The sequence below is a fragment of the Pectobacterium sp. IFB5596 genome (assembly GCF_021432585.1).
In the GTDB taxonomy this organism is placed as follows: domain Bacteria; phylum Pseudomonadota; class Gammaproteobacteria; order Enterobacterales; family Enterobacteriaceae; genus Pectobacterium; species Pectobacterium punjabense.
The window spans coordinates 211,428-221,269 of sequence record NZ_LXFY01000031.1; the positions used below are offsets into that span (position 1 = coordinate 211,428).

Below are 9,842 nucleotides of genomic sequence, written 5' to 3' on the forward strand. Positions count from 1 at the left end.
GAAGGGTAAAGTGATATGAATACAGCTACGATTTCTTCTAACCAGCCCACAGCAGCAAACATTCCTCGATTACGCTGGTTGCGGATCGTACCGCCCATTTTGATTACCTGCATTATTTCCTATATGGACCGCGTCAACATTGCCTTCGCGATGCCGGGCGGTATGGATGACGAACTGGGTATTACGGCATCGATGGCCGGACTCGCAGGCGGGATCTTCTTCATCGGCTATCTGTTTTTACAAGTGCCGGGCGGCAAACTCGCCGTACACGGCAACGGTAAAAAATTTATCGGCTGGTCACTGCTGGCCTGGGCCGTCATTTCGGTGTTAACCGGTCTGGTGACCAATCAGTATCAGTTGCTGTTTTTACGCTTTGCGCTGGGGGTATCTGAAGGCGGCATGCTCCCGGTGGTGCTCACGATGATCAGCAACTGGTTCCCAGATAAAGAGCGTGGCCGCGCCAACGCGATTGTCATCATGTTTGTGCCCATCGCCGGAATTTTGACCGCCCCGCTTTCTGGCTGGGTCATCACAACCTGGGATTGGCGCATGCTGTTTCTGGTGGAGGGAGGATTCTCGCTGGTGGTTATGCTGCTGTGGTGGTTTACCATCAGCAACCGCCCGCAGGAAGCGAAATGGATTTCACAGGCAGAAAAAGAGTATCTGATCAAAACGTTGCAGGAAGAACAAGCGGCTCTGCAAGGCAAAACCGTCCGTAATGCCTCCCTAAGCCGGGTACTGCGCGAAAAGCTGATGTGGCAGTTAATTTTGGTAAATTTCTTTTACCAGACAGGTATTTACGGCTACACCCTGTGGTTGCCCACCATCCTGAAAGGGCTGACCAACGGCAATATGGAACAGGTCGGTATGCTGGCTATTTTGCCTTATATCGGTGCGATCGTCGGCATGTTCACGATCTCCTATCTGTCCGATAACTCAGGAAAACGTAAAGTCTTCGTCGCACTACCGCTCGCCTGTTTTGCTATCTGCATGGCGCTGTCCGTCTTGCTCAAAAGCCATATCTGGTGGTCCTATGCCGCGCTAGTCGGCTGTGGCGTCTTCATTCAGGCGGCTGCGGGCGTGTTCTGGACCATTCCTCCCAAGCTGTTTGATGCCGAAGTCGCTGGCGGCGCGCGCGGTGTCATTAACGCGCTCGGTAATCTCGGTGGCTTCTGCGGCCCTTATATGGTCGGCGTCCTGATTTCAGCCTTTAACAAAGACGTTGGCGTCTACAGTTTGGCTATCTCGCTGGCGATTGCCGCTGTACTGGCCATGATGCTGCCACCGCGCTGCGATGAGTCCACGGAGGCAGCATGACGGACTATTTTCTGGGGCTCGACTGCGGCGGCACTTTTATCAAAGCCGGGATCTATGACGTCACCGGAACAGAGTACGGCATCGCACGCCGTAATCTGCCAATTACCACACCGCAGCCCGGTTGGGCTGAGCGCGACCTGCACACCCTGTGGCAGACCGCTGCCGAGGTTATTCGCGAACTGCTGGGCAGAGCGGCAATCCCCGCCAGCGCCATTTCCGGCGTAGGGATCTCTGCCCAAGGCAAAGGGTTATTCTTGCTGGATAAGCATGACAAGCCGCTAGGTAATGCGATGCTGTCATCCGATCAGCGCGCACGTGAACAGGTTCTGGCGTGGCAGCAGGCGGGGATACCGCAAGCGCTTTATCCTCAGACCCGTCAGACGCTGTGGACAGGCCATCCGGTTTCGCTACTGCGGTGGCTTAAAGACCACCAGCCGACACGCTATGCACAAATCGGTACGCTGTTCATGGCACACGACTATCTGCGTTTCTGCCTGACCGGAGAACGGGCTTGTGAAGAAACCAATATCTCCGAATCCAATCTCTACAACATGGACACGGGCCGCTACGATCCCGCGCTGGCAGAACAGCTCGGGATTGCAGAAATCATCGAGGCTTTACCGCCGCTTATCAGTTCTGCTGATATCGCAGGCCGAATTACCCCAGAAGCAGCACAGCTCACCGGACTGCGGGCAGGAACCCCCGTCGTCGGCGGATTATTCGACGTGGTTTCTACCGCCCTGTGCGCAGGCCTTCAGGACGAAACCCGACTCAATGCGGTGATGGGAACATGGTCTGTCACCAGCGGCATCACCGACACGCTCGCCGATGGCTACGACCATCCCTTTGTGTATGGCCGCCATGCGGAAGCAGGCCGTTACATCGTGCATGAAGCCAGTCCTACGTCTGCCGCCAATCTGGAATGGTTCTGCCAACAATGGCGGCTGAGCGACGGTTTAGGGGTTGATTATGCTCAGCTCAACCGCTGGGTTTCGGAGCTGCCTAAAGCAGGCAGCCCCCTACTGTTTGTCCCGTTTTTGTATGGCTCCAACGCCGGATTAGGGCTCAGCGCCAGCTTCTACGGCCTGCAAGCGTTCCACCAGCGAGAACACCTTGTTCAGGCCATTTACGAAGGCGTGGTGTTCTGCCACATGGCGCACCTGAATCGTATGCGTCAGCGCTTCCCTCACGTGGACGCGTTGCGCATCACCGGCGGCCCTGCCAAGTCTATCCCTTGGATGCAGATGTTCGCGGACATCAGTGGCCTGCCTGTCGAGCTCCCACAGGTAGAAGAAACCGGCTGTCTGGGTGCGGCGATGGCGGCGATGGTCGGCAACGGTGCCTTTAGCGATTTCACTGCCGCTCAGCAGGCACTCTCACCACGCATTACACGCCTTACCCCAGATGAACACGTTCGCACGGCCTACGACAAAAAATACCAACACTATCAGGCGCTCGTCGACGCGTTAAAAGCGCTGCAACCCGCCGGTAAGGAGAAACCATGACCACGCAACCCCGCCTGCAACTGGCGCTCGACCACACCCGACTGGATGCCGCCCTCACTACCGTGGAATTACTCCACCCTTATGTTGACATCATCGAGGCGGGCACCATTTTGTGCATCAGCGCAGGTATTCAGGCCGTCAACCAACTGCGCCAGCGCTGCCCTCACCATGTGCTGGTGGCCGATTTGAAAGTCGCTGACGCGGGCGCAACGCTGGCGGAGCAAGCCTTTTCTCACGGCGCAAACTGGATGACCGTGATCTGCGCCGCCCCGCTGCCCACCATGGCCAGCGCACGGGAAGTGGCAGAGCGTCATCGGGGAGAGATCCAGATAGAGCTATTCGGGCGCTGGACGCTGGAAGATGCCAAAGCGTGGCGTGCGTTGGGCATCAAACAGGCGATTTACCACCGTGGCCGCGATGCGCAGGCCAGCGGCCAAACCTGGGGTCAGCAAGATCTGGACATGATGAAAGCCCTCTCAGACCTCGGCATCGAACTGTCTATCACCGGAGGGATCACCCCTGCGGATCTGCCGCTATTCCGTGATATCGCCGTCACTGCATTCATTGCCGGACGAGCGCTGGCGGATGCATCTGACCCAGTAAACTCGGCTCGCCAATTCCGTACCGCCATTGACGCCATCTGGAGGCCTTAATATGCGCCAACACCCATTAGGTATTTATGAAAAAGCCCTGCCGAAACACCTGACCTGGCCAGAGCGCCTGGCGCTGGCAAAAGCCTGTGGTTTTGACTTTGTTGAAATGTCGGTAGACGAAAGCGATGAGCGTCTGGCTCGCCTGCTGTGGAGTAAGGAGCAGCGGCTCTCGTTGGTCAATGCGATGCTGGAAACCGGCATTCGCATCCCTTCGATGTGCTTATCCGGGCATCGGCGTTTTCCGTTCGGCAGCCATGACGAGGCACTACGCCAGCGCGCCTTTACGATCATGGAGCAGGCTATTCAACTGGCCAACGACGTGGGCATCCGCACTATTCAGCTCGCTGGGTATGACGTCTATTACGAGCAGCAGGATGAAAGCACGCTCGCTCGCTTTACCGAAGGTATGCAATGGGCGGTTGAACGTGCCGCTGCCGCGCAGGTGATGCTGTCCGTGGAGATCATGGATACCGCCTTTATGAACTCGATCAGTAAGTGGAAAGCCTGGGATGCCTGCCTGGCTTCGCCGTGGTTTACCGTCTACCCAGACGTCGGCAACCTCAGCGCCTGGGGCAACAATGTCACGCAAGAATTACAACTGGGTATCGATCGCATCGCCGCTATTCATCTGAAAGACACCTTAGCCGTTACCGCAACCTCGCCCGGACAGTTCCGCGACGTGCCATTTGGTGAAGGCTGTGTGGATTTCGTTTCCGTTTTTAGCACGCTGAAAGCACTCAATTATCGCGGTGCGTTCTTGATTGAAATGTGGACGGAGAAGGCTGATGAACCGGTCGCCGAAATTGTTCAGGCGCGCCGCTGGATCGAACAGAAAATGCAACAAGGGGGAATGCCATGCTAACGTTACAACAGCTTAAACAACAGGTTCTGGAAGCAAATCTGGATTTACCGCGTCACAATCTGGTGACGTTCACCTGGGGTAACGTCAGCGTCGTGGATCGCGACCGCGGTCTGGTGGTCATCAAACCGTCAGGCGTGGAGTACGAACATATGGCCGTAGAGGATATGGTCGTGGTCGATCTGGCCTCCGGGCAGACCCTCGAAGGTAACAAAAAGCCGTCCTCGGATACGGCGACACACCTGGCGCTATACCGTGCTTTTACCGAGATCGGCGGCATCGTCCATACGCACTCGCGCCACGCCACCATCTGGGCACAGGCAGGGCTGGATCTGCCCGCCTGGGGCACCACGCATGCCGACTATTTCTACGGTGCCATCCCCTGTACGCGATTGATGACACAGGACGAAATTGCGCAGCACTATGAGCAGGAAACGGGCAACGTCATTATAGAAACGTTCCGCCAGCGCGGAATCAGCCCGACAGACATTCCTGCTGTGCTGGTCAATGCCCACGGCCCGTTCGCCTGGGGCAAAGATGCACACAACGCAGTGCATAATGCGGTGGTGTTGGAAGAGATAGCCTATATGGGAATTTTTTCACGCCAGCTGACACCGGGTATTACCGCTATGCAGCAAGTTCTGCTGGACAAGCACTACCTGCGCAAGCATGGTAAAAACGCCTATTACGGACAGTAAAGGCAGGGATCAATCAGGGGCCATTCGGCCCCTGTCATATTATCTATTATTCAGCGCGTTCTTGAACCTTATGCAGGTGTACATCCATCTGCGGGTAAGGAATGCCAATACGATGTTCGTCTAGTACACGCTTAAAGCTTTCCAACAGATCCCAGTACACCGCCTGCGCATTACCGTTGGTCGTCCATACCCATACCACAAAATTCAGCGACGATGCTGCCATTTCATTCAGGCGGATCGTAACGCCTTTGTCATGCTGAATACGATCGTCTGCGGCAACAATATCGCCCAACAGCTTTTTCACTACATCAATGTCAGCATCATAGGCTACACCAACAATAATTTCGGTACGGCGATCGGGTTCACGTGAGCTGTTGATGATATTACCCGCAATGATCTTGCCATTCGGCACCACGATAATTTTGCCGTCAGAGGTACGTAGCGTCGTCGAGAAGATCTGCACCTGCGTAACCGAGCCAGATACGCCGCCCAAATCGACCCATTCTCCAGTACGGAAAGGCCGGAAGATCACTAACAACACACCGGCAGCAAAGTTGGCTAACGAGCCCTGTAATGCCAAACCGACAGCCAAGCCCGCCGCACCCAACACGGCAATCACCGATGCAGTCTGTACGCCAACCCGGCTCAATACCGCAATCAGCGTAAACGCGATAATGCCATAACGCACCAGCGCAGACAGGAAATCAGCCACGGTTGAATCGATAGAACGGCTAATCATCAGTTTATTGATGGTGCCAGAGACGATCCGCGCGATCACCAAACCAACAATAAGGATCACTAATGCGGCGACAATATTCACGGCATACTGCAAAAACAAGTTCTGATGTGCCACCAACCAGTTCCCTGCCTGATCCAATCCCGTATTAAGTTCTTCCATTTAAACGCTCCTGTTTTCTTAATCACCGGGAAAGCATAACGTCGATAGCAGAAACCGCAACATCGGCCCCAAAAATTAAGACTCCCTTAGGAGTCTTAATATCAAACCATACTTACGTCGTCTTACTTACAGCACATCAACAGCATTCAGCTCTTTGAAGGCCTGCTCCAGACGCGTAACCATGCTCGCCTGAGCGGAACGCAGCCACACACGTGGATCATAGTATTTCTTGTTCGGCTGATCGTCGCCTTTCGGGTTGCCCAATTGGCCTTGCAGGTAAGCTTCGTTTTCTTTGTAGTATTTCAGGATACCTTCCCACGTTGCCCACTGGGTGTCGGTATCGATGTTCATTTTCACTACGCCATAGCTAACGGAGTCTTTGATTTCCTGAGCGCTGGAACCAGAACCACCGTGGAACACGAAGTCCAGGCTGTTGTGCGGCAGGTTATGTTTCTTGGAAACATATTCCTGAGAATCACGCAGGATGGTCGGGGTCAACTTCACGTTACCTGGCTTGTATACGCCATGCACGTTACCGAAAGAGGCAGCGATAGTGAAACGTGGGCTGATCGCGTTCAGTTTGGTGTACGCATAGTCAACATCTTCTGGCTGGGTGTACAGAGCAGAAGCGTCCATGTGGCTGTTATCCACACCGTCTTCTTCACCACCGGTGCAACCCAGTTCGATTTCCAGGGTCATATCGATTTTGGCCATACGCGCCAAATATTTAGAGCAGATTTCGATGTTCTCTTCCAGAGACTCTTCAGACAGGTCAATCATGTGAGAAGAGAACAGCGGTTTGCCGGTAGCAGCGAAGTGTTTTTCACCCGCATCCAGCAGGCCATCGATCCATGGCAGCAGTTTTTTCGCACAGTGGTCAGTGTGCAGAATTACCGGAATACCATAATGTTCAGCCATTTGGTGAACATGATGAGCGCCAGAGATCGCACCCAAAATTGCCGCCTTCTGGCCTTCCGCTTTCAGGCCCTTACCTGCGGTGAACGCTGCTCCGCCGTTAGAGAACTGAACGATGACCGGCGCGCGTACTTTGGCTGCGGCTTCCAGCACAGCATTGATTGAGTCGGTACCGACACAGTTCACTGCTGGCAAAGCGAATTTGTTTTCTTTTGCTACTGCGAAAACTTTCTGAACGTCATCACCTGTGATGACACCGGGTTTTACGAAATCAAAAATTTTAGACATGTTACGTGTCCCGTTTCGTTGGCCGTGGAGGGGTTAGAGAAATCGATGTTCAATCGACAGGCCATCCCGACATGATGTTGCAACAACCCCATGTCGAGACAGCCCTAGGAAAGGGAAAAAATCAGCCCTTACCTTAAATTACTGCTTAGCGCGTTCTTCCAGCATAACAACTGCTGGCAGTTTTTTCCCTTCGACAAATTCGAGGAATGCACCGCCACCGGTAGAAATGTAGGAGATTTTATCTGCAATACCAAACAGATCGATCGCAGCCAGCGTATCGCCGCCGCCTGCAATAGAGAATGCATCGCTCTCTGCGATAGCGCGAGCGATGGTCTCGGTTCCTTTACGGAAATTCGGGAATTCGAAGACGCCAACCGGGCCATTCCACAGGATGGTCTTGGCATTTTTCAGAATCTCAGCCAGACGCTCTGCGGAAACATCACCCAGATCCAGAATCTGTTCTTCATCTTTGATTGCGGTAACAGACTTCAGCGTTGCCGTTGCAGTTTCAGAGAATTCTGACGCCACGCGCACATCGCTCGGTACAGGAATATCGCAGGTTTCCAGCAGCTTCTTCGCTTCAGAAATCAGATCGGCTTCGTACAGAGATTTACCCACGTTGTGGCCTTGTGCGGCAACGAAGGTGTTGGCAATACCGCCGCCGACGATCAGCTGATCGGCGATTTTAGACAGGGAATCCAGTACCGTCAGTTTAGTGGAAACTTTAGAACCACCTACGATAGCAACCATCGGACGTGCTGGCTCGCTCAATGCTTTACCCAGCGCTTCCAGTTCACCAGACAGCAGCGGGCCCGCACAGGCGATAGACGCAAATTTACCCACGCCGTGGGTTGAAGCCTGCGCACGGTGTGCCGTACCGAAGGCATCCATGACGAATACATCGCACAGCGCCGCGTATTTCTTGGACAGGACTTCGTCGTCTTTCTTCTCGCCTTTGTTAAAGCGGACGTTTTCCAGTACAACCAGCTCGCCTTCGGCGACATCAACACCATCAAGATAGTCTTTCGCCAGACGTACAGGAGAAGACAGTTTCTCTTTCAGGTAGTCAACGACAGGCAGCAGAGAAAACTCTTCGTTGTACTCACCTTCGGTCGGACGTCCCAAGTGGGACGTGACCATAACGCGAGCGCCTTGTTTTAGCGCAATTTCGATGGTCGGCAGAGAGGCACGGATGCGCGCATCAGACGTCACTTTCCCTTCTTTTACTGGTACGTTCAGATCCGCACGAATAAGAACACGTTTACCAGCCAGATCCAGATCGGTCATCTTAATTACAGACATGGTGAATCCTCTTGTTGATTCTCTTTTAAAGTTGCTTGAGCGAGATAGCGACCCCTGATCGCCACCGTCGTACTAGAAACCGCAGGCTGCCATCGCCCGTGTTGTATCCAACATCCGGTTGGCAAAGCCCCATTCGTTATCGCACCAGACTAATGTTTTAATCAGGTGCTGACCACTGACCCGTGTCTGCGTGCCGTCGACAATGGCACTGTGCGGATCGTGGTTAAAATCAGCCGACACCAGCGGCAATTCAGTATAATCAACTATACCACGAAACGACTCATGCGCTGATTTTTGCAATAGTGCATTAATTTCATTCACGTTTACGGCTTTCCTGACGCTAACGCTCAGATCAATTGCCGTGACGTTAATCGTCGGCACCCGCACCGATATCGCTTCAAAGCGATCGACAAACTGCGGAAAAATACGGGTGATCCCCGCCGACAGTTTGGTATCTACCGGAATGATCGACTGGCTGGCAGCGCGTGTGCGCCGCAGATCGTGATGATAAGCATCGATCACCGGTTGATCGTTCATCGATGAGTGAATCGTCGTCACCGTGCCATTTTCGATCCCGAAGGCATCATCCAGTAGTTTGATCACCGGGATAATGCAGTTGGTCGTGCAGGACGCATTCGAAACAATGCGATGCCCGCTTTCCAACTGATGGTGATTGACGCCAAACACCACCGTAGCATCCAAATCCGCCGTTCCCGGATGAGAAAACAGCACTTTCTTCGCACCTGCCGCCAGATGGGCTTCGCCATCTTCCCGGCTACCGTAAACACCGCTGCAATCCAGTACGATATCTACACCGAGTTCTCGCCAGGGCAATGCCTGGATCTCTGCCTGATGCAACAGACGAATACAATCATCACCGACATAAAGCTGGTCGCATTCCTGACGCACATCCCACGAAAAACGGCCGTGGCTGGAGTCGTACTTGAGCAAATGCGCCATGCCTTCCGCGCTCGCCAACTCGTTAATCGCCACCACGGTAATCTCAGCTCGGCGGCCTGATTCATACAACGCACGTAAAACACTGCGGCCGATGCGGCCAAAACCGTTTATCGCAATACGGATCGTCATGGCGTTCTTTGTGGTTCCTTATGTCATTGCAGGTATGCCCAGCGCATAGAATATACCCTTCTTAGACACCAGAGAACCCCTGGCAGAACGCCGTCAGCACAACAACTGAAACGCTTCAGCTAGCATAAACGAATTAATGCATAAAAGAAATATTCTCGTTTGGCACACACCAGAAGAGTGACCTACGTCATAAAACTAAAAAAGCGGGAGTTGGAGAGAGGGCAAAATGTGCAGAGCTGCGGAGCAAATTAAAGACGAAAAAAAGCCGCCAGTGTTAGCTGACGGCTTCTTATATCAGGATTAACGCGGCGTAATTAC

Annotated in this window: 9 protein-coding genes; 5 read left to right on the plus strand and 4 right to left on the minus strand. The window is 53.6% G+C overall.

Features of this window, described 5'->3' with window-relative positions; genetic code table 11:
- Positions 1 to 15: 15 nt before the first annotated feature.
- From A6301_RS19865 to araD, 5 genes are read left to right on the plus strand one after another with little or no spacing between them, the layout of a single operon-like run.
- Positions 16 to 1,317, plus strand: coding sequence for an MFS transporter (locus A6301_RS19865; protein WP_234258554.1), 1,302 nt, complete (start codon positions 16 to 18; stop codon positions 1,315 to 1,317).
- Entirely contained in the window at positions 1,314 to 2,822 is a 1,509-nt protein-coding gene (locus A6301_RS19870) for an FGGY-family carbohydrate kinase (RefSeq protein WP_234258555.1), read from the plus strand. The genes A6301_RS19865 and A6301_RS19870 overlap by 4 nt, the downstream gene beginning before the upstream one ends.
- Positions 2,819 to 3,475, plus strand: a complete 657-nt coding sequence (gene ulaD / locus A6301_RS19875; protein WP_234258556.1) for a 3-keto-L-gulonate-6-phosphate decarboxylase UlaD — start codon at positions 2,819 to 2,821, stop codon at positions 3,473 to 3,475. Before A6301_RS19870 ends, ulaD begins: the two co-directional genes overlap by 4 nt.
- A gap of 1 nt (position 3,476) precedes the next feature.
- Positions 3,477 to 4,337, plus strand: a complete 861-nt coding sequence (locus tag A6301_RS19880) for an L-ribulose-5-phosphate 3-epimerase (protein WP_107169235.1) — start codon at positions 3,477 to 3,479, stop codon at positions 4,335 to 4,337.
- Complete coding sequence (araD, locus tag A6301_RS19885) at positions 4,331 to 5,032, plus strand: L-ribulose-5-phosphate 4-epimerase (RefSeq protein ID WP_107169236.1); 702 nt, start codon at positions 4,331 to 4,333, stop codon at positions 5,030 to 5,032. Before A6301_RS19880 ends, araD begins: the two co-directional genes overlap by 7 nt.
- Positions 5,033 to 5,078: 46 nt before the next feature.
- Here araD and mscS read toward each other — a convergent pair whose 3' ends face one another.
- From mscS to epd, 4 genes are all read right to left on the minus strand, one after another.
- Positions 5,079 to 5,930, minus strand: a complete 852-nt coding sequence (gene mscS, locus A6301_RS19890) for a small-conductance mechanosensitive channel MscS (RefSeq protein WP_107169237.1) — start codon at positions 5,928 to 5,930, stop codon at positions 5,079 to 5,081.
- A gap of 126 nt (positions 5,931 to 6,056) precedes the next feature.
- Positions 6,057 to 7,133: a class II fructose-bisphosphate aldolase gene (gene fbaA / locus A6301_RS19895; protein WP_107169238.1), complete on the minus strand. Its 1,077-nt coding sequence runs from the start codon at positions 7,131 to 7,133 to the stop codon at positions 6,057 to 6,059.
- Between the two features lie 138 nt (positions 7,134 to 7,271).
- Positions 7,272 to 8,435, minus strand: a complete 1,164-nt coding sequence (gene pgk / locus A6301_RS19900; RefSeq protein WP_107169239.1) for a phosphoglycerate kinase — start codon at positions 8,433 to 8,435, stop codon at positions 7,272 to 7,274.
- Positions 8,436 to 8,507: 72 nt separating this feature from the next.
- Positions 8,508 to 9,524, minus strand: coding sequence for an erythrose-4-phosphate dehydrogenase (gene epd / locus A6301_RS19905; protein ID WP_107169240.1), 1,017 nt, complete (start codon positions 9,522 to 9,524; stop codon positions 8,508 to 8,510).
- Between the last annotated feature and the right edge of the window lie 318 nt (positions 9,525 to 9,842).

Bases quoted from the DNA above. Each gene is read 5' to 3' on its own strand.
- ulaD (WP_234258556.1), top strand. From the start codon at position 2,819: ATGACCACGCAACCCCGCCTGCAACTGGCGCTCGACCACACCCGACTG.
- mscS (WP_107169237.1), bottom strand. From the start codon at position 5,930: ATGGAAGAACTTAATACGGGATTGGATCAGGCAGGGAACTGGTTGGTG.
- epd (WP_107169240.1), bottom strand. From the start codon at position 9,524: ATGACGATCCGTATTGCGATAAACGGTTTTGGCCGCATCGGCCGCAGT.
- pgk (WP_107169239.1), bottom strand. From the start codon at position 8,435: ATGTCTGTAATTAAGATGACCGATCTGGATCTGGCTGGTAAACGTGTT.
- A6301_RS19870 (WP_234258555.1), top strand. From the start codon at position 1,314: ATGACGGACTATTTTCTGGGGCTCGACTGCGGCGGCACTTTTATCAAA.
- araD (WP_107169236.1), top strand. From the start codon at position 4,331: ATGCTAACGTTACAACAGCTTAAACAACAGGTTCTGGAAGCAAATCTG.
- A6301_RS19880 (WP_107169235.1), top strand. From the start codon at position 3,477: ATGCGCCAACACCCATTAGGTATTTATGAAAAAGCCCTGCCGAAACAC.
- fbaA (WP_107169238.1), bottom strand. From the start codon at position 7,133: ATGTCTAAAATTTTTGATTTCGTAAAACCCGGTGTCATCACAGGTGAT.
- A6301_RS19865 (WP_234258554.1), top strand. From the start codon at position 16: ATGAATACAGCTACGATTTCTTCTAACCAGCCCACAGCAGCAAACATT.